General features: G+C 70.8%; 18 protein-coding genes. 9 read left to right on the top strand and 9 right to left on the bottom strand.

Annotated features, from left to right (window positions below; all coding sequences use genetic code 11):
- Positions 1-27 precede the first annotated feature (27 nt).
- From OG828_RS29375 to OG828_RS29365, 3 genes are all read right to left on the bottom strand, one after another.
- Positions 28-648 (bottom strand): hypothetical protein, encoded by a 621-nt coding sequence (locus OG828_RS29375; protein WP_328363219.1) that lies wholly within the window; start codon positions 646-648, stop codon positions 28-30.
- A 231-nt stretch (positions 649-879) separates the two neighbouring features.
- Positions 880-1,623: an N-acetyltransferase gene (locus OG828_RS29370; protein ID WP_328363216.1), complete on the bottom strand. Its 744-nt coding sequence runs from the start codon at positions 1,621-1,623 to the stop codon at positions 880-882.
- Between the two features lie 15 nt (positions 1,624-1,638).
- The gene (locus OG828_RS29365) at positions 1,639-2,409 is read right to left on the bottom strand and encodes an HNH endonuclease family protein (protein ID WP_443062441.1); all 771 of its coding nucleotides are present in this window, start codon (positions 2,407-2,409) and stop codon (positions 1,639-1,641) included.
- Positions 2,410-2,519: 110 nt separating this feature from the next.
- On the opposite strand from OG828_RS29365, the gene OG828_RS29360 reads away from it, so the two are divergent.
- Positions 2,520-2,705, top strand: a complete 186-nt coding sequence (locus OG828_RS29360; protein ID WP_328440246.1) for an antitoxin — start codon at positions 2,520-2,522, stop codon at positions 2,703-2,705.
- A 104-nt stretch (positions 2,706-2,809) separates the two neighbouring features.
- On the opposite strand, the gene mfd is transcribed toward OG828_RS29360, so the two are convergent.
- From mfd to OG828_RS29345, 3 genes are all read right to left on the bottom strand, one after another.
- Positions 2,810-6,340, bottom strand: a complete 3,531-nt coding sequence (gene mfd, locus OG828_RS29355; protein WP_328502827.1) for a transcription-repair coupling factor — start codon at positions 6,338-6,340, stop codon at positions 2,810-2,812.
- Positions 6,341-6,791: 451 nt separating this feature from the next.
- Positions 6,792-9,356, bottom strand: coding sequence for an ABC transporter permease (locus OG828_RS29350; protein ID WP_328502826.1), 2,565 nt, complete (start codon positions 9,354-9,356; stop codon positions 6,792-6,794).
- Entirely contained in the window at positions 9,353-10,141 is a 789-nt protein-coding gene (locus OG828_RS29345; protein ID WP_328363204.1) for an ABC transporter ATP-binding protein, read from the bottom strand. The genes OG828_RS29350 and OG828_RS29345 overlap by 4 nt, the downstream gene beginning before the upstream one ends.
- Positions 10,142-10,601: 460 nt before the next feature.
- On the opposite strand from OG828_RS29345, the gene OG828_RS29340 reads away from it, so the two are divergent.
- From OG828_RS29340 to OG828_RS29310, 7 genes are all read left to right on the top strand, one after another.
- The gene (locus OG828_RS29340) at positions 10,602-12,095 is read left to right on the top strand and encodes an MFS transporter (protein ID WP_328502825.1); all 1,494 of its coding nucleotides are present in this window, start codon (positions 10,602-10,604) and stop codon (positions 12,093-12,095) included.
- A 15-nt stretch (positions 12,096-12,110) separates the two neighbouring features.
- Positions 12,111-12,599 (top strand): GNAT family N-acetyltransferase, encoded by a 489-nt coding sequence (locus tag OG828_RS29335; RefSeq protein WP_328502824.1) that lies wholly within the window; start codon positions 12,111-12,113, stop codon positions 12,597-12,599.
- A gap of 272 nt (positions 12,600-12,871) precedes the next feature.
- Positions 12,872-13,711 (top strand): helix-turn-helix domain-containing protein, encoded by an 840-nt coding sequence (locus tag OG828_RS29330; protein WP_328502823.1) that lies wholly within the window; start codon positions 12,872-12,874, stop codon positions 13,709-13,711.
- Positions 13,683-13,898 carry a DUF397 domain-containing protein gene (locus OG828_RS29325; protein WP_328502822.1) on the top strand — a complete coding sequence of 72 codons (216 nt, stop codon included), beginning with the start codon at positions 13,683-13,685 and terminating at the stop codon, positions 13,896-13,898. The genes OG828_RS29330 and OG828_RS29325 overlap by 29 nt, the downstream gene beginning before the upstream one ends.
- Before the next feature lie 353 nt (positions 13,899-14,251).
- Positions 14,252-16,489: a hypothetical protein gene (locus tag OG828_RS29320; protein ID WP_328502821.1), complete on the top strand. Its 2,238-nt coding sequence runs from the start codon at positions 14,252-14,254 to the stop codon at positions 16,487-16,489.
- Positions 16,490-16,676: 187 nt separating this feature from the next.
- Positions 16,677-17,078: a DUF485 domain-containing protein gene (locus OG828_RS29315; protein ID WP_328363185.1), complete on the top strand. Its 402-nt coding sequence runs from the start codon at positions 16,677-16,679 to the stop codon at positions 17,076-17,078.
- Complete coding sequence (locus OG828_RS29310) at positions 17,075-18,682, top strand: sodium/solute symporter (RefSeq protein WP_328502820.1); 1,608 nt, start codon at positions 17,075-17,077, stop codon at positions 18,680-18,682. The genes OG828_RS29315 and OG828_RS29310 overlap by 4 nt, the downstream gene beginning before the upstream one ends.
- A gap of 58 nt (positions 18,683-18,740) precedes the next feature.
- Here the strand turns inward: OG828_RS29310 and OG828_RS29305 are convergent, their stop codons facing one another.
- The 3 genes from OG828_RS29305 to OG828_RS29295 form a co-directional block, all read right to left on the bottom strand.
- The gene (locus OG828_RS29305) at positions 18,741-19,628 is read right to left on the bottom strand and encodes a cellulose-binding protein (RefSeq protein WP_328363181.1); all 888 of its coding nucleotides are present in this window, start codon (positions 19,626-19,628) and stop codon (positions 18,741-18,743) included.
- Positions 19,629-19,837: 209 nt separating this feature from the next.
- Positions 19,838-22,873, bottom strand: a complete 3,036-nt coding sequence (locus OG828_RS29300) for an SUKH-4 family immunity protein (RefSeq protein ID WP_328502819.1) — start codon at positions 22,871-22,873, stop codon at positions 19,838-19,840.
- Positions 22,874-22,881: 8 nt separating this feature from the next.
- Positions 22,882-23,865, bottom strand: a complete 984-nt coding sequence (locus tag OG828_RS29295) for an SMI1/KNR4 family protein (RefSeq protein ID WP_328502818.1) — start codon at positions 23,863-23,865, stop codon at positions 22,882-22,884.
- Positions 23,866-24,157: 292 nt separating this feature from the next.
- On the opposite strand from OG828_RS29295, the gene OG828_RS29290 reads away from it, so the two are divergent.
- Positions 24,158-24,694: a YwqJ-related putative deaminase gene (locus tag OG828_RS29290; RefSeq protein WP_328363174.1), complete on the top strand. Its 537-nt coding sequence runs from the start codon at positions 24,158-24,160 to the stop codon at positions 24,692-24,694.
- The last annotated feature ends 15 nt before the right edge of the window (positions 24,695-24,709 follow it).

The following is a 24,709-nucleotide window of genomic DNA, read 5'->3' as shown; positions in this document are numbered from 1 at the left end:
CGGCGACGACGCGTCCTGCCGCCACGGTCACCGTCCGCTCTCGTGGTTGCCGTCGTGCTTGCGCAGATAGTCACTGAGCTCGTCGAGTTCGGCGCGCACCTGGTCGATCCGGGCCGGGGCGGGGCGCTGCGGCGGGGTGGGTATCGGCGTCCGGTCCGCGGGGGCAGGGGGCATCGGGGGCGGGAAGTGCGGGGCGGCCGGGGTCTGCGGCGCGGCGGTAGCGGTGTACGGCGTCGGCCCCGACTGCGGGTAGCCCTGCCCCGGTATCGGCGTCTGCCCCGCGCCGTATGCACCTGCGCCCTGGCGGAGCCGCTGGAAGTGGCGTATCTCGGCCACGAGGTAGTACGCGACGCTCGCCATCAGCGAACCCATCAGAAGGAAGAACCCGAGGTAGCCGGCCGGGCTGTTGATCTCCTCGGCGGGCTCGGAGCCGAGCAGCCCGATCGCGACGATGTCGACGGCGATCAGGACTCCGAGCAGGACCCAGTCGCGCAGCCTGCGGGTGACGACCGCCAGGCGCAGCAGCATCGTCCAGGCGAGGAAGCCGAAGCTGATGATCGAGAGCGCCACGAACACCACACGGAGCAGAACCAGCCACAGCGTCGGGGGCGGCTGCTTCACCGGCTGCGGGTAGCCGTGGCCATGCATGACTGCTCCTGGTGCCTGAAGTGGGGCGTACGGGACCGTCGGCGTCGCCTCGCGCGGGCGCGACGTCGGTGGCGCGATTGTTCGGTTCGAGCGTATAGGCCGACACCGACAACCGGTCCGCGTTGTACCGAACCGTTGTCGTACCGACCAGTCCCTACGCCCGCCCAGGCGCCGGTCCTTACGCCCGCCCGGGCGCCGGTCCCTGCGCCCCTCCAGGCGAGAGCCGCACCCTCACACCGCGTGCCGCATCCACACGTTGGGCTCGACATATACGGCGTACCCCTGCTCCGGTTCGCACCGCACCGGCACCAGGGCGCCCGGCACCTCGATGTCGCCGGCGGTGTCGAAGGGCAGGCCCGTCCAGCCGCGCCACTGCTCCAGCGAGCCGGTGACGGTCATGGACGCCGGGGCGATGGAGTCGATGACGGCGCCGGCGCGGGCGTGGACGCGCAGCCAGGGGTCGTGCGGGAGCCCGTCGGGGCGTACGCGGTGGGCGTACTCCTCGATGGGCGTGCGCACTTCGAGGTGCTTGGCGCTGGGCCGGACCGGGGCGACGACCTCGCCGAAGCCGTGCGCGCGGGCGTTCTCGCGCATCGCCGACAGCATGCGGCCGGACAGTCCGCGCCCCTGGGCGTGCGGGGCGACGGTGACGGAGATGGCGCTGACCGTGTCGGGCCGCACCCCGCGGCGCAGATCGCTGAAGGCCCACACGAGCACCTCGTCCCACCCGCGCGCGGGCAGGTGCCCCCGCCCTTCGGCGGCGAGCGCGAACGGCACGCTATGGGCGTGCGCGACGACCTCCCCCGTCTCGTCCTCGGCGAACAGCACGAACTCGGGGAGTTCGGCTGCGATGCGCGGATAGTGCGCGTCGCCCACGGCGTCGTTGATGACGAACTCCGCCCAGCTGTGCGGCATTTCGGCGATCCGCTCACGCGCCTCGGGACGCTCGGCGAGGCTCCATATCTTCAGCTCCATGCGGTCACCGTAGGTTCAGCCTCCGCACTGGCGCAGCATCATTTCTTTGTCGGGCGCCGTCACCGGCAGCTCGTACTTGACGGAGACCTGCGCGAAGCGGACCACGTAGGAACAGCGGATCCGTTTGTTCGGCGGGAGCCAGGACGCGGGGCCTGAGTCGCCCTTGGAGCTGTTGGCGCGGCCCTGGGCCGGGATCAGGTTGAGCGGGTCGTTCGCCAGTTGCTCGCGTTTGTCCTCGGACCAGCGTGCGGTGCCCATCTGCCAGCTGTAGGACAGCGGCACCATGTGGTCGATCTGCACCTCGGTGGCCTTCTGCTTGCGCCACTCGATGGTCGTCCCGGTGTACGGGTCGTGCAGGGTCATGGAGATGACGACGCAGTCCGAGCCGGAGCGGAAACGGATGTCCTCGCCGTCCCGTTGGAGGAGGTCGTTGCGCGTGTCGCAGCCGTTGCGGGCCAGCGGCACCCCGTCCGCCGTGTCCATCCACGCATAGCCGAACTCGTCTCGGTCGTAGCCCGTCTTCGGGCCGCGCCCCTTGGTCGCCACCTTCTCGATCAGCGCCCGCGCCTCGGCCCGGTCGGCGTCCGAAGTGAGGGGCGCGAGGCCCGGTTTCGTTCCGTCCGGGTTGTCGAACGGGCTGGTGCCGGAGCCGGAGCCGGAGGGTCCGTCGGAGCCGGCGGGCTCGCTGTCGGCCTCGGGCAGATCGACGTTCTCGCAGCCCGCGAGCAGTAGTGCCATGCCGAGCATGACGGCGGCGGCGGCCGCCCCACCCCTGAGTTGTTTCACGTTGTCCCACGGTAGCGGCCCAGAGGTCCAGACCATAGAGGCCCTAAAGGAGCATTCGCCTCAAGTCGGGCGTATCGTCGGTTCTGAGTCACCTCCGGAAGGAGATCTGGATGGGCATCTTCGACAGGTTCAAGAGCAACAAGGCGGCGCAGGAGAAGGCCAAGGGCGCCTCCGACACCGCGGAACAGAAGATCAACGAGAAGACGGGCAACAAGTACGAGAGCCAGGTCGACCAGGCGCAGCAGAAGGCCGAAGGCGCCATGGGCATGGATCGCGACAGGCCCGAACAGCCGTAGCCACCAGACTCACGGAGGACAACGGAGGACAGCAGACCAGGCCGTCCGCGGACACCCACGTCCCGCGGACGGCTTTACTCACTCCTTCACACACTCCTGCGGCCCTACGACCCCAGGATCGACGCCAGGAACTCCCCGACCCAGCCGAGCAACTCCCGCCCGACCAGCGGCTTCCCGCCCACCTTCGCGGTCTTCGGGCGCGGCACCAGCAGCTGGTGGGCGGCCGGCTTGATGACCGTCCCCGGGTACAGGCGCTTGACGCGCAGCTCCTGCGACTCGCGCAACTCCACCGGCGCGAAGCGGATGTTGTTGCCCTGGAGGACGATCTCGCCGACGCCGCACGCGCGCGCGAGCATCCGGAGTCCGGCCACCAGCAGCAGGTTCTCCACCGGCTCGGGCAACTTGCCGTAGCGGTCGACGAGTTCCTCGCGTACGGACTTGATGTCCTCCTCCGTGTTGGCGGAGGCGATGGACCGGTAGGCCTGCAGCCTGAGCCGCTCGCCAGGCGCGTAGTCGTGCGGGACATGCGCGTCCACCGGCAGCTCGATCTTGACCTCCAGCGGCGGCTCCTCCTCGACACCGCCCTCCAGGGAGGCCCGGTAGTCCGCCACCGCCTCGCCGACCATCCGTACGTACAGGTCGAAGCCGACGCCCGCGATATGCCCGGACTGCTCGCCGCCCAGGAGGTTTCCGGCGCCGCGGATCTCCAGGTCCTTCATGGCGACGTACATGCCCGCGCCCATCTCGGTGTGCTGGGCGATGGTCGCGAGCCGCTCGTGGGCGGTCTCGGTCAGCGGCTTCTCCGGCGGGTACAGGAAGTACGCGTAGCCGCGCTCGCGTCCACGGCCCACGCGCCCGCGCAGCTGGTGCAGCTGGGACAGGCCGAAGTTGTCGCCGCGCTCCACGATGAGCGTATTGGCGTTGGAGATGTCGATGCCGGACTCGACGATCGTCGTCGACACCAGCACGTCGTACCGCTTCTCCCAGAAGTCGACGACGACCTGCTCCAGCGCCTGCTCCGACATCTGGCCGTGGGCCGTCGCGATCCGCGCCTCGGGCACGATCTCGCGCAGCCGCGCCGCCGCCCGGTCGATGGACTCGACACGGTTGTGGATGTAGAAGACCTGGCCCTCGCGCAGGAGTTCACGGCGGATGGCCGCGCCGATCTGCTTCTCCTCGTACGGCCCGACGAAGGTCAGCACCGGGTGGCGCTCCTCCGGCGGGGTGGTGATCGTCGACATCTCGCGGATGCCGGTGACCGCCATCTCCAGGGTGCGCGGGATGGGGGTCGCGGACATCGTCAGGACGTCGACGTTCGCGCGCAGCTTCTTCAGCTGCTCCTTGTGCTCGACGCCGAAGCGCTGCTCCTCGTCGACGATGACCAGGCCGAGGTCCTTGAACTTGGTCTCGGAGGAGAACAGCCGGTGCGTGCCGATGACGACGTCCACCGAGCCCTCGCGCAGGCCCTCCAGGGTCGCCTTCGCCTCCGTGTCCGTCTGGAAGCGGCTCAACGCCCGGACGTTGACCGGGAATTGCGAGTACCGCTCGCTGAACGTGCCGAAGTGCTGCTGCACCAGCAGGGTCGTCGGGACGAGCACGGCGACCTGCTTGCCGTCCTGGACGGCCTTGAAGGCGGCGCGGACCGCGATCTCCGTCTTGCCGTAGCCGACGTCGCCGCAGATCAGGCGGTCCATGGGGACCGACTTCTCCATGTCCTCCTTGACCTCGGCGATGGTGGTGAGCTGGTCGGGCGTCTCCATGTACGGGAAGGCGTCCTCCAGCTCCCGCTGCCACGGGGTGTCCGCGCCGAAGGTGTGTCCGGGGGCAGCCATGCGCGCGCTGTACAGCTTGATCAGGTCCGCGGCGATCTCCTTGACCGCCTTCTTGGCGCGGGCCTTCGTCTTCGTCCAGTCGGCGCCGCCGAGCCGGTGCAGGGTCGGGGCCTCGCCGCCGACGTACTTGGTGATCTGCTCCAGCTGGTCGGTGGGGATGTAGAGCCGGTCGCCGGGCTGGCCGCGCTTGGCGGGGGCGTACTCCACGACCAGGTACTCGCGGGTCGCGCCCTGCACCGTGCGCTGCACCATCTCGATGTACCGGCCGACACCGTGCTGCTCGTGCACGATGTAGTCGCCCGCCTCCAGGGTCAGCGGGTCGATGGTCTTGCGGCGCCGCGCGGGCATCCGGGCGCCGTCCTTGCCGGCCGCCTTCTGCCCGGAGAGGTCGGTCTCGGTGAGGACCGCGAGCTTCAGCGCCGTATCGACGAAGCCGTAGTCGATCGAGCCGCACGCCACGTGCACGACGGACGGGGAGATCTCGCCTAGGTCCGCGTCGAGCCGCGCGGCGATGCCCTCGCCGCCGAGCACCTCGACGGTCCTGGCCGCCGGGCCGTGCGCCTCCGTCACGTACACCGTGCGCCAGCCGTCGGCGAGCCAGCCCTTGGTGTCGGCGAGCGCCCGCGCGGTGTCCCCGCGGTACGACTCCGGCGCGTGCATGCCGAGCTTGAGCGTGTCGGCGTCCAGTTCCTCGTCCGCCGCGAACGGCGACACGGACCACCACATCATGTCCAGCTCGCGCGCCCGGTCCCGGACGTCCGCGATGGACCACAGGGAGGCCGCGTCGACGTCGATCGGCGCGTCGCCGCCGCCCGCGGTGGCCGCCCAGGATGCCTGCAGGAACTCCTGCGACGTCGCCACGAGATCCGAGGCACGCGTGCGTACCCGCTCCGGATCGCATACGACGGCCATGGCGCCCTTCGGCAGTACGTCGATCAGCAGCTCCATGTCGTCGACGAGGACCGGCGCGAGGGACTCCATGCCCTCCACCGCGATCCCCTCGGCGATCTTGCCGAGCAGCTCACCCAGCTCCGGGTGGGCCTCGGCGAGGGCACGCGCGCGTGCCCGCACCTCGTCCGTCAGCAGCAGCTCGCGGCAGGGCGGCGCCCACAGGCCGTGCTCGGCGACCTCCAGGGAGCGCTGGTCGGCGACCTTGAAGTAGCGGATCTCCTCGATGTCGTCGCCCCAGAACTCCACCCGCAGGGGGTGTTCCTCGGTGGGCGGGAAGACGTCCAGGATGCCGCCTCGTACGGCGAACTCGCCGCGCTTCTCGACGAGCTCCACGCGCGCGTACGCGGCGGCGGCGAGGGCCTCCACGACGGTGTTCAGGTCGGCGCTCTCGCCGGTGCGCAGGGCGACGGGTTCCAAGTCGCCGAGGCCCTTGACCTGGGGCTGGAGTACGGAGCGTACGGGCGCCACGACCACGGAGACCGGGCCCGTCTCCGGGTCGTCGGCCCTGGGGTGGGCCAGGCGGCGCAGGACGGCGAGGCGGCGGCCCATGGTGTCGCTGCGGGGGCTCAGTCGCTCGTGCGGGAGGGTCTCCCACGACGGGTACTCCGCGATGCCCTCCGGGGGGAGCAGGGAGCGGAGGGCCGCGGCCAGGTCCTCCGCCTCGCGGCCGGTCGCGGTCACCGCGAGGACGGGGCGACCGGACTCGCGGGCCAGCGCGGCGACGGCGAAGGGGCGGGCCGCTGGGGGGCCGACCAGGTCGATGTGCATGCGGTTGCCGTCTGCGGCCGCCTTGGTCGCTTCCGCGAGGGCGGTGTCCTTGACGACGGCATCGAGCAGACCGTGCAGGCTCATGTGGAGGGGGCTTCCGTCCGGGGGGTGGGCAACACGAAGGGCCCGACTCGTCACACGGGCCGGGGGGTCTCCAGCGTACGTCGGCGTCGGCGCGGGTGTCGGGGGCTGTGGATAACCCCGGGTTTCTCGCCCCCGCCGCCCCTACCCGTCCCATCCCTGGGGGCTGCGCCCCCAGACCCCCGCTTCGGCCTGAACGGCCTCGTCCTCAAACGCCGGACGGGCTGGATGATGCCTACCCGGCGCTGAAAATCCAGCCTCTCCGGCGTTTGAGGAGCGGGGGTCCAGGGGGCAGAGCCCCCTGGCGGGGTTGAAGGGGCGGAGCCCCTGGGGGATGGGACGGGTAGGGGCGGCGGGGGCGAAATCCGCGCCGGCATGCGCGAACCCGGTGCCGGAGAGTCCCCCAAGACTCCCCGGCACCGGGCCCTTCCCCCGCAACCCCCGTATGCGGTGGCTACTCGGTCGCGATGGCGTTCAGGACGTTCATGCGGCCCGCCCGGAACGCCGGGATGAGGGCGGCGAAGAGGCCGACGAAGGCCGAGCCGATGAACACGCCGCCGATGGTCACCCAGGGGATCTCCAGGACGTTGAGGCCCTCCAGGGCGAGGAGCTTCTGGGCGGTGGCGCCCCAGCCCATGCCCAGGCCGAGCCCCAGCAGCGCGCCGAACAGGGCGATGACCACCGACTCCATGCGGATCATCCGGCGCAGTTGGCGCCGCGAGAGGCCGATCGCCCGCATCAGGCCGATCTCCCGCGTCCGTTCCACCACCGAGAGGGCCAGGGTGTTCACGACACCCAGCACCGCCACGATGATCGCCAGGGCGAGCAGGCCGTAGACCATGTTCAGGAGCTGTCCGACCTGGTCCTTCAGTTCCTGCTTGTAGTCGGTCTGGTCACGGACCTGGTACTGCGGGTACGGCTCCAGGGCCTTCTTCAGGGCGGCGTACGCCTGGTCCTGCTGACCGTCCTTGGCCTTGGCGAACATGATCTCGTTCGGCGGGATCCTGTCGGCGGGCACGTACTTCCGCATCGTCTCGAGGCTGGTGTAGAGCGCCCCCTGGTCGATGGCGGTGTCGTCGTCGGTGATGGCGGCGACCTTGAGCTTCGCCGTCTCGCCGCCCTTGAAGGCGACGGTGATGGTGTCGCCGACGCGGACGCCGTGCTTCTTGGCGTAGTCGGTGCCGACCGACATGGCGTTCTTGCCGTACGCGGCCGGCAGGCTGCCCGCCGTGGTGGCGCGGCGCAGATCCTCCGCGTACGTCGGGTCGGCGGCGGTGAGGCTGGTGTCGTCCGTCTTGCCGTCCGGGGAGGTCAGCGTGGCTTCGACGTCCTTGTAGGAGGTGACGTGGGCCAGGCCCGGGCTCTGCTCCATCGCCTTCTGGGCCTGCGGCACGATCCGCTGGTTGCCCTGGACGATGAAGTCCGCGCCGACCGACTTGTCGAGCTCGCTGGTGGCCGAGGCGACCATCGAGGAGCCGACGACCGACAGACAGGCGACGAGTGCGAGGCCGATCATCAGGGCCGCGGCGGTGGCGCCGGTGCGGCGCGGGTTGCGCAGCGCGTTGCGTTCGGCCATGCGGCCGACGGGACCGAAGGCCCGCAGCAGCACCGCGCTGATCACCCGGACGACCGCGCCCGCCAGCAGCGGGCCGATGACGACGAAGCCGATGAGGGAGAGGACGATCCCCGCGCCCAGCATCAGCGCGCCGTCGCTCGCCTTGTCCGCGTTCGCCGCGGTGAAGAGGGCGAACCCGCCGGCGCCCGTGAGCACCGTGCCGATCACGCCGCGGATCCAGCCCGCCTTGACGTCGGCCGGCGTACCGGCGTCGCGTAGCGCGGCCATCGGGGAGACCTTGCCGGCGCGGCGGGCCGGCAGATAGGCGGCGAGGACGGTGACGACGACGCCGAGGATCACACCGGCGACCGGGGTGCTGACCTTGATGGTGAGGTCGTCGGTGGAGAGGTTCATCCCGGCCATCGACATGAGCTTCATCAGGCCGATCGCGATACCGACCCCGGCGGCGACGCCGAGGAGGGAGCCCACGACACCCAGGAACAGCGCCTCGACCAGCACGGAGCGGTTGACCTGCTTGCGGGACGAACCGATCGCCCGCATCAGGCCGATCTCGCGGGTGCGCTGGGCGACCAGCATCGAGAAGGTGTTGATGATCAGGAAGATGCCGACGAGGAAGGCGATCCCGGCGAAGCCGAGCATGGCGTACTTGATGACGTCCATGAACTCGCCGACGTCCTTGCGGTTCTCGTCCGCGGTCTCCTGCTGCGTCTGGATCTTGTACGTGCCGTCCAGGGCCTGCGTGACGTTCTGCTTGAGCTGTGTGTCGGAGACGCCCGCCGCGGCGGTGACGTTGAACTGCGTGAACCGGCCGGTGGAGCCGAGGAGTTCGCGCTGGGCGGTGTCGGTGTCGAAGTAGACGACGGAGGCGCCGGGGTTGGTCACCTTGAAGGTGGCGATGCCGACGATCTTCGCGGTGAAGTCACCGGTCTGCGCGATGGTGCGCAGCTCGTCGCCCAGCTTCAGGTCGTGCTTGTCGGCGGTGTCGGCGTCGACCATCACCTCGGTCGGCCCGCGCGGGGCGTGTCCGGAGGTGATCTCCATGGAACGCAGGTCGTTCTTGGTCCAGTTGCCGGCGATGGTGGGCGCGCCGGTCGTCGACCCCATGTTCTTGTTGTCGCTGTTGACGACGGTCACGTTCATCGAACTGACCGCGCCCTCGGCCGACTTGACGCCCTCGGCCTGCTGGGCCCGCGCCAGCAGCGAGGCGGGCAGCGACTCCGGGACGCCGTTCTGCGGGGCCTCGTCGGTCTTGGCCTCCTTCGGGGAGACCGTCACGTCGGAGGACGTCGTCGCGAAGAGCTTGTCGAACGTCGTGTTCATGGTGTCGGTGAACACGAGCGTGCCGCACACGAACGCCACCGACAGCAGCACCGCGACCGCGGACAGAGCCATGCGGCCCTTGTGCGCGAAGAAGTTGCGCATCGAGGTCTTCAGGACGGTCATGACGTACGTCCCCGGGCGTCGAAGTCCTTCATCCGGTCGAGGACGGCCTCGGCGGTCGGCTTGTACATCTCGTCGACGATGCGCCCGTCGGCGAGGTACAGCACACGGTCGGAGTACGAGGCGGCCACCGGGTCGTGGGTGACGATCACGATGGTCTGCCCCAGCTCGTCCACGGACCGCCGCAGGAACCCGAGCACCTCGGCGCCGGCCCGCGAGTCCAGGTTTCCGGTCGGCTCGTCACCGAAGATGATCTCCGGCCGGGCGGCCAACGCGCGGGCCACGGCGACACGTTGCTGCTGCCCGCCGGACAGCTGCGTCGGCCGGTGCTTGAGCCGGTCACTCAGCCCCACGGTGTCGACGACCCGCCCCAGCCACGCCTTGTCGGGCTTCCGCCCGGCGATGTCCATGGGCAGGGTGATGTTCTCTATCGCGTTGAGCGTCGGCAGCAGGTTGAAAGCCTGGAAGATGAACCCGATCCTGTCCCGGCGCAGTTGCGTGAGCTTCTTGTCCTTCAGCCCGGTGATCTCGGTGTCGTCGAGGTAGATCTGCCCGGACGTCACGGTGTCGAGCCCGGCGAGGCAGTGCATCAAGGTGGACTTGCCGGACCCCGAAGGGCCCATGATCGCGGTGAACTGCCCGCGAGCGATGTCCACGTCCACCTGGTCCAGGGCGACGACGCGGGTCTCACCGGACCCGTACGCCTTGACGACCTGCCGCGCCCGCGCGGCAACGGCCGTACGCCCTCCAGTACCCCCGTGCCTGGGAATGGTCACAGCCGATGTCACGGTATGTCTCCTATGTCGGTCAGCAGATGAAGCGTGTTGGTCCAGCGGACCCGTGCGTTCGTGAAGTCGTGCGTTCGTGAGGTCGTGCGCTCTTGCGTGAGACTCGGTACTCGGTACGCCCATGAGTCTGGTCGCGGCAGAGGGTCCTGCGCGCTGGTGCCCGACCCCGTCTTTTCCTGGGGAAAACCCCACCCCCGCGGGTTCGGTACGGCGCCCCCCTCGGCGTAAGGCCAGGTTAAGGACGACCCCGTACCCGTCACGTCCTCCAGGGGTACGAACCCTCCCCGAGCCCTAGTACGGAGGGACCCCTAGGGGCAGTCCACCCTTCGGTGGAGCGCGCCTCGGGGTTACCTCCACCCTCGGACGCACTCAGCCTCCACCCTCCCGCGACGTGAGGCTCAAGTGGGATGCTGGCGCGCGGAAGATAGATGCAAGGGGAATGTATGGGGAAGGAAGCCCGGTGGGCAGTACGAGACCCGCGATACCCGACACCGCACAGCGCACCGGAACCGAGAAGCGGGGAGCCGTCGTAGCGGCCCTCATGCTCGCGATGGCGCTGGCGGCCCTCGACTCCACCATCGTCTCCACGGCCGTACCGCAGATCGTCGGCGACCTCGGCGGCTTCTCCGTCTTCTCCTGGCTCTTCTCCGGCTACCTACTGGCCGTGACAGTCACCCTCCCCTTGTACGGCAAGCTCTCCGACACCTTCGGCCGCAAACCGGTACTGATCGCGGGCGCGGTGGTCTTCCTGCTCGGCTCCCTGCTGTGTGCGGTGGCCTGGAACATGGGGGCGCTGATCGCGTTCCGGATCGTGCAGGGCTTGGGCGGCGGGGCCCTCCAGGGCACGGTCCAGACGCTGGCAGCCGACATGTACCCACTGAAGGAACGCCCGAAGATCCAGTCCAAGCTGTCGACGGTGTGGGCGGTGTCGGCGGTCGCGGGACCGGGTATCGGCGGAATCCTGGCGGCGTACGCGGACTGGCGCTGGATCTTCCTGATCAACCTGCCGATAGGGGCGGTCGCGCTGTGGCTGATCGTCCGGTACCTGCACGAACCCGAGCGCGAACGGGCCGCACGCGTGCGTGTCGACTGGGCAGGCGCGCTCGCGGTGTTCGCCTGCGGCGGCGTGCTGCTGACGGCGCTGGTGCAGGGCGGGGTGGCGTGGCCCTGGCTGTCGCCGCCGTCCCTGGCGTTGTTCGGTACGGGACTCGCGCTCGTAGCGGTCGTGGTGATCGTCGAGCGGAGAGCCCGCGAACCGATCATCCCCGGGTGGGTATGGCGGCGCCGCACGATCGCGGCGGTGAACCTGGCGCTGGGCGCGCTCGGCCTGCTGATGGTGGCACCGACGGTGTTCCTGCCGACGTACGCCCAATCAGTCCTCGGCCTGGCCCCTGTAGCAGCCGGCTTCGTCCTGTCCGTCTGGACCCTGAGCTGGCCGATCTCGGCGGCATGCAGCCAGCACGTGTACCGGCGCATCGGCTTCCGCAACACGGCGATGCTGGGAGTGGGATCGGCGTCATTGCTCCTACTGGCGTTCCCCTTCCTCCCCTACCCGGGCCAGGCATGGCAACCGGCCCTGCTGATGCTGCTGTTGGGAGCGGCCCTCGGCCTCTTCCAACTCCCGCTGCTCGTAGGCGTGCAATCGACGGTCGGCTGGGAGGAACGCGGCACGACGACCGCCTCGGTCCTCTTCTGCCGCCAGACCGGCCAGACGATCGGCGCGGCGGTCTTCGGCGCGGTGGCCAACAGCGTCCTGGCAGCACGGCTGGGCGGCGCGAGCGACCTGGACTCGGTGACAAGTGCGCTGGACGCGGGCGCCGCGTCGGAGTCGGTACGGCGGGCGATCGCGGACGCCGTGCACGCGGTGTACTTGGGGGCGGCGGGGGCGGCGGCGCTGGCGTTCGTGGTGCTGTTGGTGATGGCGCCGAGGCGTTTCCCCGTACTCAAAGACTGAACTGAAAGGTGGCTCATGGTGAGGCTGGAACGGCTGCACGCTGACCACGCGCGCGTGCTGCTCGCGTTCGAGCGGGAGAACAGGGAGTACTTCGCCCGCTCGATACCGGACCGCGGGGACGCCTACTTCGCCGACTTCGCCGCCGTGCACGAGGCGCGACTCGCCGAACAGGACGCCGGAGCCTGCCACTTCCACGTCATCGTCGATGACGAAGGGCGTCTGATCGGGCGCGTCAATCTGATCGACATCGAGGACGGCTCGGCGGAACTCGGCTACCGCGTCGGCGAACACGCGACAGGCAAGGGCGTCGCGACAAAGGCGGTCGCCGAGGCGTGCCGGATCGCCGGTACGACGTACGGCCTGACATCTCTGATCGCCGTCACCACCCTGGACAACCGAGCCTCCCGGGCCGTCCTGGAACGGAACGCCTTCACCGCCGTAGAAGACATCACCATCGACGACCGATCCGGCATCCGCTATCGCCGCTCACATCTCGGGCACTGACAGGGCGGAAACCGTCCCGCGAGGTCAATTGGGGCATCCTTCCGGGACGGCTGATACGTCACTTCCGGCCCCCATGTCCGCCCACCGTCCCGGGACACCCGCAACGTCATCGACGCCCCGATGAGCCCCTTCTCCTTCTCCTCGTCCCACTGCTCCATGCCAACGCCCTTCACTTTGCGTGTTGTTGCCTGCACAGAGTGACGTCACCGTGGGTACGCTCGGAAGGTAGCTGAGCGTGACAACGGGGTCCGCACGGAGGGGGTTGTGAACAGGTGGCGATCGAGGACAATCCGCGGTCGAGGGAGCAGTACGGGCAGGAGCTGAAGCGGAGGCGTGAGGCGGCGGGGCTCACGCAGGAGGAACTGAGCCAGCGTGCGGTGATGTCGCGCACGCACATTGCGCATATCGAGGGTGGGCGGCGCAGGCCGTATGTGGAGGATGCGCGGCGACTCGATCAAGTGCTGGGTGGTGACGGGTTCTTCGAGAACTTCCTCCCGACGCTGGACGGGCGGGAGGTGGCGGAACACTTCAAGGAGGCGCTGGAGTTCGAGGACCAGGCGACGGTGATCAAGGAGTACGCACCGAGTCTGGTGCCCGGCATCTTGCAGACTCAGCCGTACGCCTACGAGGTTCTCAGCTGCGGCTACCCGCGCAAGAGCGACGAGGAGCGTGACAAGCTCCTCGTCACACGCCTCGAACGGGCCCGCATCCTCGACGACTTCCACGCCCCCGAGGTCTGGGCGCTCCTCGACGAGGCGGTTCTGCGACGCGTCGTGGGCGGGCCCACAGTGATGTGCGAACAGCTCTGTCACATCGCGCAGTTGGCTGAGAGCCGTCGCATTCGCTTGCACGTGCTTCCCTACTCCGTGGGGGCACACCCTCTGCAAGCAGGCTTCCTCTCCCTCATGTGGTTCGAGGAGTTGCCGCCCATCGCGTACTCGGAAGGCGTGAACAGCGGGCGGCTCCTGGAACTTCCGTCCGTAGTGCGCGAGTGCCAGGAGATCTACGATCTTGCTCTGGGCGACGCCTTGTCGCACCGTAAGTCCCTGGACCTGCTCCGGTCCGTCGCGGAGGATTACGAGCATGAAGCGCAGCGAGTACACCATCCCTGACGCCTCGGCGCTGACCGCCTGGCGCAAGTCCAGCTACAGCGGCGGCAGCAGCGACTCGTGCCTCGAAGTGAACGACACCGCCCGCCCCGCACACGTCCCCGTCCGCGACAGCAAGACCCCCACCGGCCCGGCTCTCCTCTTCTCGGCCTCCGCCTGGTCGGCATTCGTGACGTCTCTCGCCAAGTGACCGTGGGGCCGCCCGCTTCCTGGCCAGTGTCGTGCTTCCGCGACCCGAGTAAAGGGCGCTCCCTCCGGTCACGTACTGACAAGGGCTCAGGCTCACATCCCCCGGTCGGCAACCGCACAGTTCCCCTAGGGAAGTAACCCCCCACCCCGGACGCCACCTTCAGGGTCCCGCCGTCCTCCCGAACGACGCCCGGCACCACCCCGTCCGCGTCTGCTGGAGGCATGGACTTAAACAGGCGTACGGCACTTGCAGCGGGGCTCGGGGTCGCGGTGGCGGCGGGTGTTCCCTCCGCGCAAGCCGCTCCACGCACCGCCACTGTCACTGTCACTGTCACGGTGCCGGGAGAGTCCCCGGTGCGCACGAACATCCCCGTCGTGCGGGACCGGCGTGCATCCGGCGGGCGCTACCTCGCCCTGCTCACCTCCGAGGAACCGCCCTCCGCATACGGGTGGTTCGCCACGTACCGCCTGGAAGTCCCCCACGCCGGCGTCTACGCCCTCACCGCCGTCGCCACCGCGCCCGCCGAGACCCCGCACACCGAGGCCGTCGCCTCGTACCTCCAACTGGCCGTCAACAACAGCCCATTCACCGACCTCGCCCGCTCCCAGCCGCACTGGTACGACGACTCGGAGCCCGCCTGGGGTGACCTCTCCCTACTCGACCTCGGCCGTGTCGAACTCCGGTGCGGTGACAACACGTTGACCCTCCGCGTCCGCGAACCCGCCGTCCTCGACACCACCACCGCCTACGCCCTCTCCCTCGACCACCTCACCCTCCGCCTCCTCCACCGCCACCCCGCCCTGCACCGGCTCACCGTCCCCCGCCACCGCGACGGCGAGCCGGCTCACCTGCACCTGATCCTCGACGGGCACGCGACCCGCCCGCACGCCGTCCACTACACCGTCACCGACTACGACGGCCACCGCGTCGCCGACGGAGACGCCGCCATCCCCGTCGGCCGGACCACCGTGACCGTCGCCCTGCCGCACGGCCTCCCACCCGGCCACTACCGCGTCCACGCCGACAACGTCACCGGCGCCTTCGCCCGTCTCCCCGCCCGCCCCGCGCCCAGCGGCACCGCCAGCCGCTTCGGTGTCAATATCTGGCACTCCTCCCTGGTCCCCCCGTCCCGCCTGCCCGAATTCGCCGCCGCGGTGAGGGACATGGGCGCGGGATGGGTTCGCGACGGACAGTCCTGGCCCGTCGCCGAGCCCGCCCCGGGCACGTACGACACCGCCCACCACGACCGCGCGATCCGCACCCTGCGCGCCCATGACCTCGCCGTCCTCGACGCCCTCTCCCCCGCCCCCGAGTGGGCGATGACCGACGCCTCACTGCCGCTGCCCGCCGACCTGCGGCACGCCTATCGCTACGCCCGCCGCCTCGCCCAAGCCGGGCCCGAGGCGCTCCAGCTCTCCAACGAACCCGACGTCGACACCACCCGCAGCACCGGTGACGCCCATGCCGCGTTCGTGAAGGCGGCCGCGCTCGGTGTCAAGGACGCGTCCGACGCGCCGCCGCTCGTCGTTCTGCCGGGTATCGCGCAGGCGGGCCCCTTCCAGGACCTGATGCTGGCGAACGACGTCGTCCGGTACGCCGATGTTTGGGCCTTCCACGGCTACCCCGACCCCACCGCGCCGGGCGAGCCGCAGTTCCCCGGCGCGGCGGACGAGCAGCACGCGCTCGCGCGGGTGCACGGGGCGGACGTACCGCTGTGGATGACGGAGTGCGGGGCGTTCCAGATGACGCCCCGCGATCTGACGCCCGCGCAGGAAGCCGTACAGGCGCGGTATCTGGTGAAGTCCATGGTGGAGGGGCTGGCCGCGGGGAACGCCAAGCAGTTCTGGTTCGCCGGGCCGCCGCTGCACGACGACGGCGTGTACTTCGGGCTGCTCGACCGGGAGTTCGCCCCGCTGCCCGCGTACAGCGCCTTCGCCGCGCTGACTTCGCTGCTGGGGGCGGCACGGTTCGTGACGGCCCGGCAACTGGCGGACGGGGTCCGGGCGTTCGTCTTCGACAGCGGGCGGGGGGAGCTGGTGACGGTCGCATGGTCCGCGAAGCGGGGCTTGCGGCGGCTCGATCTGCCGGGTGTGGCGTACGACATCATGGGGCGCCGGATCTCCGGGACCGTGACCGCCTCGCCCGATCCCGTCTACGTCGTTTCGCGTGCGGACTTCGTACCTCGCGGCACGCCTCCGCGCCGCCGTCTCCCCTCCCCCGCCGAGCACATCGTCCTCAGCCAGCGCTACGCCGCCCGCAACGGCGCCCCCGGCAAGGACAACGGGGACGCGCCGCCGCCGTACGGGTATCGGCTGGGTCGGCGTACGCGCATGGTCGTCGACGTCTACAACTTCGGTGCGGCGGCTCGGTGGGTGACGGTCACGGGGCGTGGGGACGGTGGCTGGTCGGTGCGGGCAGACAGTGGCTCGGGCCGGGTGCGGGTGCCGGGGCGCGGGAGGGTCGCGGTTCGCTTCACTCTCGTCGCCGGGAGTTCCGTGCGGCGGCGCGTCGATCACCGGGTGACCTTCCGGGCGCGGCTCGACGATCAGCCCGACGTACCCGTTTCCGTAGCGCTCGTTCACGTCAAGTAATCGTAAAAAGTCTGAGTTAATGCGGGTAACAGCCCAGGTCAGCGAAGGAAGCGCGTACCGACCAATCAGTTTGGTGAAACCCTCGACCATCCCGGATACCAGCGAGTAGCGTGCGCACTCCGCCCGCCCCCCACACCTCCCTGCGGTCCGTCACCCAGCGGGCCCGAGCCACGCAAGGAACACCGGGATGTCCTACGACCCCTACGCCTACCCCTGGGCGCCACCACCCCCACCCGAACCGCCCGCCGCCCGGCGGGTGCCGGACCGGCCGCCGTTGGGGCACCACCGGGATCTGCGGATCCTGCGCACCGCCTACCGCTGGCAGCGGCGGGTGGCCACGCTCGCCGCGCTCGGCTACTTCACGCTGTTCCTGATCCTGTCGGCGTTCGCGCCGGGGTTCATGACGAGCACCGTCACCGACGGACTGCCCGCCGGTCTGCTGCTCGCGCTGCTTCAGCTGCCGGTCACCTGGCTGGCGATCGCGCTGTACGAGTACACGGCCCGCCGCCATGTCGACCCGCTCGCCGACCGCATCCGCAAGGAGGCCGCGCTGGACGCCAAGCGGGAGGGGAGGGAGGGGGAGCGATGAGTACCGACTTCGGCAACAGCTCCATGTCGCTCGTGGCGTTCTCCACCGTGGTGACCATCACGCTGCTGCTGTGTGTGATGACGGGGCCCGACCGCGACGACCTCGACGAGTTCTACACTGGCTACAACTCCCTGTCACCCATGCGCAATGGGCTGGCGATCGCCGGGGACTACGTCTCCGCGGCGACCGTGCTGGGCACCGGCGGGGTGATCGCGCTGTACGGCTACGACGGCATCGTGCTGGCGCTGAGCACCGCGCTGTCGCTGATGCTGCTGATGTTCCTGCTGGCCGAACCGCTGCGCAACGCGGGCCGGTTCACCATGGGGGACGCGCTGGCCCGCCGTATGCCGGGGCGGCGCGTGCGCATGACGGCGTGCGCGGTGACCATCGCGGCGCTGCTGCCGCTGATGCTGGTGCAGCTGGCGGGGACCGGGCAGTTGATGGCGTACATCCTGGGGTTCTCGGGCTCGGCCCTGAAGACCGGCTGCATCATCGGGCTGGGCGCGCTGATGATCAGCTACGCGGCGATCGGCGGGATGAAGGGTACGGCTCTCATCCAGATCCTGAAGATCGTGATGCTGCTCGGTTCGGGAGGCGTGGTCGCCGTACTGGTGCTGAACCGGTTCGACTGGGACGCGGGCGCGCTGTTCGACGCGGCGGCGGCGCAGAGCGGGGTGGGGTCGGCGTTCCTTGAGTCGGGGCTGCAGTTCTCCGGCGGGCCGCATCCTCAACTGGACATGCTGACCGCCCAGTTCGCGGTGGTGCTGGGCGGGGCGTGTCTGCCGCACGTCACGATGCGTATGTACACCGCGTCCAGCGCGCCTCAGGTGCGGCGCTCGATGTCCTGGGCGGTGTCGTCGGTGGTGCTGTTCGTGCTGGTCATCACGGTCGTCGGGTTCGGCGCGGCGGCGCTGATCGGGCGCGAGGCGATCGTGCAGGCCGATCCGCAGGGCAACTCGGCGTATCTGCTGGGCTCGCGGGCGGTGTTCGGGGCGGAGATGTCCACGGTGGAGACTTTCCTGTTCACGGCGGTCACCACGGCAATCTTCCTCACCGTGCTCGCCTCCGTCGCCGGCATGATCCTCGCCTGCGCCAACTCCCTGGCCCACGACGTCTTCGCGGCCCGCGTCCAGGAACTGTCGCCACGCCGCGAGATGCTGCTGGCCCGCCTCTCCGCGCTGGCGGTCGGCGTCCCGGCGATCCTGCTCGCCACGCTGGTCCAGCACCGCAGTCTGCAACCCCTGGTGACCCTGTCCTTCTGCCTCGCCGCCTCCGCCATCGCCCCCGCCCTCGTCTACAGCCTCTTCTGGCGCCGGTACACGCGGGCCGGTCTGCTGTCGACTCTGATCGGCGGCTCGGTGGTCGTGCTGCTGCTGATGCCGGGCACGAACCTGGTCTCCGGGTCACCGTTCTCGGCGTTCCCGGAGGCCGACTTCAACTGGTTCCCGTTCACCACCACCGGCCTGGTGTCCATCCCGGCGGGCTTCGCCTTCGGATGGCTGGGGACGATGATCTCCGGGCGGCGGAAGGCGGAGGAACAGCGGCGGCAGTACGAGGCGGTGGAGGGGTCGATTCTGGCGGGGGCGGTGCGCAGGGGCGAGTGAGAGGGGGGAACAGGGCGGGGGGAGCGGGGCGAATGAGAGCAGCGGATCGGCGCTGTTCTCACTCCGCCGTCGCACGCGCCTTCAACGCCGTCAGGCTGCTGCGTACGCGGTCGATGTGGGCGCGGACCTGGTCCCACCGCTCCCCGTGCTCACGCAGCACGCGCTCGGTCTCGCGGGCGATCTGTTCCCGGCGCGACCGTGCCTCGGCGAGCACCTCGGCCGCCCGCGCGTCCGCCTCTTCCTGGAGCCGCTCGATCGAGCCCTCGGCGTCGGCGTAGGCCTGCTTGGCGTCGGCGAGCGCGGCCTCGGCACGCGCGGCCCGTTCGGCGCAAGCCGCGTCCAGCGCGGCAATGGCTTCGTCCTCCTCGCGCTCCGCCTCCGCCCACCGCTGGGCGTGCTCCTTCGCCTGGTCGGCCAGCAGCGCGGAGACGCGTTGCCGCATCTCCCGCAGCGCGGCGAGGGACTCGGTACGGCTGTCCTTCACCTCGCGCCGGGCCGCGATACGGATCTCGTCGGCCTCGGCGCGCGCGACGACGAAGGCCTGGCGGGCGAGTTCCAGGGCATCGGCGCGTACGACGTCCGCGTCCGCCTGCGCCGCGGCCTGCGCGCTGGTCGCGTACACGTGCGCCTCTTTCGCACAGCGCTGCGCCTCCTGCCGCGCGGCCTCCCGTACGGCGGCGGCCTCCTCCTCCGCGAGCCGGAACACACGCTGCGCGCGCTCCCCGAGCGCCTCGTACGTCTGCGGGACGAGCTGCGCCACGGTCTCGCGCAGCTGTACGAGCTCCGCCTCCATGTCCTTGGCGAGCACGGTCAGACGCGCCGCGCGCTCCCAGGCGGCGTCCCGGTCCTGGGAGAGCGCTTCGACATACGCGTCGGCCGCTGCGGGACGGTAGCCGCGCCCCCGTACGGCCACGAAGCCATGTGGCGACACCGCTGCGCTGCTCATCCTGGGGCTCCTCTCCATCAGACGTGACGTCATCAGTCGTGGCATCAAATACAACTGATTTTGCGCACATCCTGCTGGATCGGACGGAAGTGTTCATAACGCGACACTCCGCGCAGAGGTCACGGCCGCAAGACAGAGCGCGGGGGCCGGTGGTGACCGGCCCCCGCGGAGGATCTTCGTACGACGTCAGCCGCGACGTCAGCCGCGTGTCAGAGCAACCCGTCCCACATCTCCTCCAGCAGCACCGACCACCAGCTCTCCGGCGAACCCAGCGCCGCCGGGTCGAGCGAGGCCAGCTGCGCCTGGAAGTCGACCGTCCAGCGGCCGGCCTGCTCCTGGTTCAGCCCGAACCGCAGCCGCCACATCCGGCCGAGCAGCGCCAGGCACCGCTGGAACTCGGGCAGCCCCGTGTTCACGAACTGCGGCGGTACGGACGTACCGCCCGGCCCCGCCTCCACGGGGACGGCGACGATGTTCGCCGTCCCGTACTGCACGCAGATCGCCTTGCCGAAGTCGCTGCCCATGACGAGGTACGAGCCCGCGTCCGGCGCCGGCTGCACCCCGCGCTCGGCCGCCAGCTCCGCCAGCGTCGGCACCGGCCGCCCCGGCTGGGCCTGCGCCCAGAAGAACGGGCCCATGTCCGTCGGCAGCCCCGCCATCACCAGCGAGTGCGCCACGACCGGCGGCACGCCCTGCCGGGACACCGCGGCCTCCTCGAACCGGAAGATCCCCGGTCCGAACGCACCCGCCAGCTCCTGTGCGATCCCTTCCGGGGGAATCGGCGGCGCCGACTGCACCTGCGGAAGCGGCGCCCGTACGGGGGCGGGGCGCGCGGGTCCGTCGGCAACCTGGTGCAACTCGCCCTGGTGAGCAAGGAGTTGCTGCATGCCCTGCTGCCGGCTCGCGTGATCCGTGCCGTACGGCGCGATGCTCGTGATCCGCGCCTGCGGCCACTGCTCCCGGATCATCCGCGCACAGTACGCACCCGGCAGCTCACACGACTCCAGCTCCGTGTGCAGCTCCAGCACCTTGTCCGGCGGGATGTTCATCGCCCGCAACTCATGGAAGATCTGCCACTCCGGGTGCGGCGTCCCCGGCGCCGAACGCCGGATCAACTGCTGCTCGGACCCGTCCTGCGCGCGGTAACGGAGCACGGCTTGGTAGCCGGGGCCGACGGTGGGCTGGGCGGTGGGGGGTTGGGGGTAGCCGTAGGCCGGGGGGTGCTGGGCGGGGGGTGGGGATTGGGCTGGGGTGGGGTGGCCTGGGGTGGGGTGGCCGGGGGTGGGGTGTCCTGGGGTGGGTTGGCCGGGGGTGGGTTGGCCGGACATGGGGTGTCCGGGCGTGGGGTGACTCGGCGGCGGGGGTCCGGGCGCGGTTTGTCCGGGCGCGATCTGTCCGGGCGGAGTGTGTCCGGGCATGGGGTGACCCGGCCCGGGGAGCGTGGGGGGTGGCACAGGGCCGGGGGGCATGGCGCCGGGGGGTACGTGGCCTGGAGGGGCCTGGCCTGGAGGGGCTGCACCAGGAGGTGTCTGACCCGCGCCGGGTGCCGTGCCGGGGGCGCCCGGAACGCCGGGGGCGCCGGGGGCCGGCGGTGGGCCCGGGACCTGCGGCGGTGGCGGAGGAGGGCCGGGGGCGCCCGCGGGGGGCGCGGACAGCACGGTCTCCGCGTGGTGTACGGCACCCTGGCCGCCGGAAGAGCCTGGCATGCCCGGGGCACCCGGAGGCTGCGGAGCGCCAGGCGCACCCGGCCCCATCCGGCCAGGGTCGGAAAGCACCGTGGCGGCATGGTGGACGCCGCCCGGAGGAGTACCGCCGGGAGCGCCCGGCGCACCGGGCGGATTCGGCGCACCCGGCGTCTGCGGGCCGCCACCCGCGCCGCCCGGCCCCTCGGAACCGTCGGGGCCGAGCGCCGACACAAGCTGGGTCGGCACATACCCGCCCGCCGGCGTACCCGGCGCACCGGGCCCGGACGGCGGGGGAGGCGGAGGAGGCGGCGGGCCACCCGCCCGCGCACCCGGCGCCCCCGGTGCACCCGGCGGAGGAGGCGGCGGCACTGCCCCGCCCCGCGCGGCACGCGGCGGCCCCGCCTTGCTCGTCGCCGCGTCGGCGATGTCCTCGGCGTTCGGCGCGAGCGGCCGCCCCGGCGCCCCCGGAGACGGCGTCCCGGCATCAGCACCACCCGGCCCCTGGGGATACCCGTACGACGGCGCACCAGGCCCACCCGGCGCACCCGGACCCTGCGGATAGCCGTACGACGGCGCAGGAGGCGGAATACTCCCCTGCGGCCCACCCGGACCCTGCGGATAGCCGTACGACGGCGCGGGCGGCGGCATGCTCCCCCGCGGCGCACCCGGCGCACCGGTGTCATCGATCGCCGGCTCCTGCGCCGTCGGCGGAAGCTGGCTGCCCCCCGACATCAACGCCGTCTTGGCGTCCGGCGGCGTAGGCGGCGAAGTCTCGTCGTCGGCCCCGCTCAGCGGCGGCGCGAACACGGTCTCGGGCAGCGGCACCGAACGGTCGTCCCCCGCATCCGCGTTGGTGTCCGTCCCGGCCCAGGGAGTCGCCCCGGCAGGCACACCGGCACCACTGGGACCGCTGGGCGCCCCCGCACGCACCCCCGCGCCCCCACCGGTCTCCGACGCACGGCCTCCGCCACCAGCACCATCCGAGGCACCACCAGCCGCAGCCGCAGCCGCCGACGCAGCCGATTCCTGATCCGCCCGCGCACCCGCAGACGCACCCGTCCCGGACCCCGCACCCGACGCCCCAGCTCCCGCACTGGAACTCGAACCCGCAGTCGACGACCCGGCTCCCGCACCCGAACTCGAACCCGACGCCCCCGCAGACGCCCCCCGCCGATCCGCGATCCCCAGCTGATCCGCCGCCTCCTGCAACCACTCCGGCGGTGTCAGCAAGAACGACGTCTGATTCAGGTCCACCCGCGCCGGTGCGGCCGGCGCCGGTGCCGGCTCGGCGGTGCCGTCCGGGCCGCCGTACTCCTCCTCGTACCGGCGGATCACCTCACCCACCGGCAGGGACGGCCAGAGCGTGGCCTCGCCGCTGTCGCGGGCGATCACCAGCCGCTGCCTGCCGCCGTCCGAACTCGGCCCGTCGGCGCGGTCCTCCGCCCACACCACGAACCCGAGCTCGAACTCCCGTACCCGCACCTCACGATGCTGGTACGCCGGCACATCACCGTTGATCCACTCTTCCGCGCGCTCCTGCGCCTGCGCGAACGTCACCATCGGTCAGCTCACTCCCCGGACACCGGAACGGACCGCGCGAAGCCGCCGTCCACCATCAGATTCGCCACCGTCTCCAGCTCCGGCGGCGATCCCGCCAGCCGGGACAGGAACGCGTCGAAGTCTTCGCCGCACGGCAACAGCAACCGCTCCACCCGCTCCGCGGGCGCCCACGAGGGATCGACGTCGCGTGCGTCGTCGTACGAGCAGAACCACACCGAGCCGATCCGCTCGCCCTTCACCTTCACGGCCAGCAGACCGCCCTGCACGAACCCGACGCCCAGGTAATCCTTGGTCAGGTGGTCGCGCAGGCACTTGTTGACGTAGACCAGGTCATTGACGGCCGCCTCGTCCCGCACGGTGAAGAACGGCTGGTCGATCAGCAGGCCCAACTCCGCGTCCAGCGCGGTCCCCACCGGGGCACACCCGCCGGCCGCCTTGAGGAACGACCGATACGCGCCCGGCAGCCGGTACCCGAGGTCCTCCTCGACGCCCAGCACCTGCGTCTCCGTCACCGCCAACGCCGACTTCGGCAGACCGAAATGCGCCGGACGCGTCTCCTGCAACGGCCGCGTGCCCCGCTTGTGCTGGTCGACCGCCGCCGTCGCCACACCACCGTGATGCCGCAGCAAGGCCTTCACCTCGACCGGAACCAGCTCCAGCCGCCGCGACCCGGCCATGTGATGCCACGTCCACCCGTGCGGCGTCGCCACCGAGGGAATCGTGTCCCACAACTCGTGGCCCGACGCCGCCAGCGCCGCGTTCGCCGACACGTAGTCCGTCAACCGCAACTCGTCGACGCCGAAGCCCTCCGGCGGATCGGCGATCTCGGCAGCCGCACGCGCATACGGCGAGAAGACGGGGTAGCCGCGCTCGTCCACCCGTACTCCTCTGGGGTGACGGGCCGCCCGGACCGGGTCCGGGAAATGCACGACCTGCCCGGCATAGGCCGCGTTCGGCGGCGCGGCTTGCTGCCCGAGCCGACCTGTCGTCATGGCGGTTGCCCCCTGCGGCACTCTGTACGAGCCCGCGACGGACACCATCGATCCGCCACGGCCCGTATTCGACTGTCTCCAACGCGTTGACCGCGCGCATCGCGGTGCCGACAGCCTATGCGGTACGACCAACCCGGTCACCGCCACCGGGTCCCCACCCCTTCGGTTCCGTGACCTGCCGTCACCCCGTCGTGACAGCGTGCCCAAACCCGGGCGTGTCGCACCGCCCCAGCTTCCGCACCAGCCACGCCATTTGGCACTCTGTGTGATCCGGGGGGATGCACGGGAGGGGATGACGACCATGAACGCGACGCAAACGGGACCGCACCCAGGGCCTCACACGGGCGCGAGCGGCGACCCCAGAATCGGCTGGAGCAGCACCGAGAGCCGCCATGTCCCCGCGCTCCTCCATCGCCGCGACGGCATACTCCCCACCGTCGCCGCCGCCCTCTCCGTCCGCGGCGCCACCCTCACCGGCACCGCCGCCCGCGGCGACCAGGCCCCCGCGCTGCACCCCCTCGTGCAGGACTTCCTCGACACCCTCACCAGCGCCCAGCGCGACCGCTTCACCGGCCGCTGCGCCGAGACCATCCTCATCTCCAGACACATCGCCACCGCCGACGCCGCCCGCAGCAAACGTGCCGCACGTAAACCCATGACCAACGGTGAAGCCCGCAAAGCCCTCAAACAGGCCAAACTCACCGCCCGCCGCATCCGCGAGGACGGCGACCCCCTGCACGGCAGCTTCGCCGCGCCCTGCCGCGCCTGCACCGCCCTCAGCGCCCACTTCGGCGTCCGCATCGTCGACCCCACGGCGACCGACGACTGACTCCCGTCCCCGACA

The organism is Streptomyces sp. NBC_00457 (assembly GCF_036014015.1).
Classification (GTDB): Bacteria; Actinomycetota; Actinomycetes; order Streptomycetales; family Streptomycetaceae; genus Streptomyces.
The sequence above is the reverse complement of the archived record's forward strand: the minus strand, read 5'-3'. Positions and strand labels throughout refer to the sequence as shown.

Coding starts and splice junctions, on each gene's coding strand:
- OG828_RS29300 (WP_328502819.1), bottom strand. CDS start 22,873: ATGGTGACGTTCGCGCAGGCGCAGGAGCGCGCGGAAGAGTGGATCAAC.
- mfd (WP_328502827.1), bottom strand. CDS start 6,340: ATGAGCCTGCACGGTCTGCTCGATGCCGTCGTCAAGGACACCGCCCTC.
- OG828_RS29325 (WP_328502822.1), top strand. CDS start 13,683: ATGAAGCGCAGCGAGTACACCATCCCTGACGCCTCGGCGCTGACCGCC.
- OG828_RS29350 (WP_328502826.1), bottom strand. CDS start 9,356: ATGACCGTCCTGAAGACCTCGATGCGCAACTTCTTCGCGCACAAGGGC.
- OG828_RS29360 (WP_328440246.1), top strand. CDS start 2,520: ATGGGCATCTTCGACAGGTTCAAGAGCAACAAGGCGGCGCAGGAGAAG.
- OG828_RS29310 (WP_328502820.1), top strand. CDS start 17,075: ATGAGTACCGACTTCGGCAACAGCTCCATGTCGCTCGTGGCGTTCTCC.
- OG828_RS29375 (WP_328363219.1), bottom strand. CDS start 648: ATGCATGGCCACGGCTACCCGCAGCCGGTGAAGCAGCCGCCCCCGACG.
- OG828_RS29305 (WP_328363181.1), bottom strand. CDS start 19,628: ATGAGCAGCGCAGCGGTGTCGCCACATGGCTTCGTGGCCGTACGGGGG.
- OG828_RS29335 (WP_328502824.1), top strand. CDS start 12,111: ATGGTGAGGCTGGAACGGCTGCACGCTGACCACGCGCGCGTGCTGCTC.
- OG828_RS29290 (WP_328363174.1), top strand. CDS start 24,158: ATGACGACCATGAACGCGACGCAAACGGGACCGCACCCAGGGCCTCAC.
- OG828_RS29370 (WP_328363216.1), bottom strand. CDS start 1,623: ATGGAGCTGAAGATATGGAGCCTCGCCGAGCGTCCCGAGGCGCGTGAG.
- OG828_RS29295 (WP_328502818.1), bottom strand. CDS start 23,865: ATGACGACAGGTCGGCTCGGGCAGCAAGCCGCGCCGCCGAACGCGGCC.
- OG828_RS29315 (WP_328363185.1), top strand. CDS start 16,677: ATGTCCTACGACCCCTACGCCTACCCCTGGGCGCCACCACCCCCACCC.